The sequence below is a fragment of the Paenibacillus sp. GbtcB18 genome (genome assembly GCF_019091125.1).
Lineage (GTDB): Bacteria > Bacillota > Bacilli > Paenibacillales > NBRC-103111 > Paenibacillus_F > Paenibacillus_F chitinolyticus.
This window is the reverse complement of the sequence record NZ_JAGXJX010000121.1, coordinates 1-501: the sequence shown is the minus strand read 5'-3', so window position 1 is coordinate 501 and position 501 is coordinate 1. Positions and strand designations below refer to the sequence as shown.

Here is a 501-nt window from a genome sequence, read left to right as displayed (position 1 = left end):
CTTGTTTAGCTTCTCCTTCACTTCCTCCAGGCTTCCTGCAAGAAAACCCGCCCGTTCCTCCATCGCCTCGCGTCCTACCTGCAGCGTATAGGCCAGATTGAACACATCCGTTTCCCGGAAACCCCGTCCTTCGATGGCATCCAGCAGCTGCTTCGCCTTTTCCTTGAGCTGCTCTTCATTTTTAGCGGAGATGACGATGACCGCCGGACGGCTGTCACTTACCGGTTGCTGCTGGCTTTTCGCTTCCTCGGGGATATATTCCGCTACTAGGATATGAGCGTTTGATCCCCCGGCTCCGAAGGAGGAGATTCCCGCAACTCTCGGATACTCCCGGCTCCGCCCGTCGATTTCTACAACCGGCCTCTCCCATCCCTTGAGTTCCTGCTGGACTACAAATGGACTATTCTCGAAATCGATATTCGGATTCAACGCCTTGGCATGCAGCGATGGCACCAACTGCCGGTATTTGAGCTGCAGCAGTACCTTCGTCAGCCCTGCAAT

The 501-nt window shown here is 55.1% G+C and carries 1 protein-coding gene; it reads right to left on the bottom strand.

Features of this window, described 5'->3' with window-relative positions; translation table 11 throughout:
* The coding region (locus KVT34_RS29805; protein ID WP_217563250.1) for a KS-MAT linker domain-containing protein at positions 1-501 on the bottom strand (501 nt) is incomplete at both ends.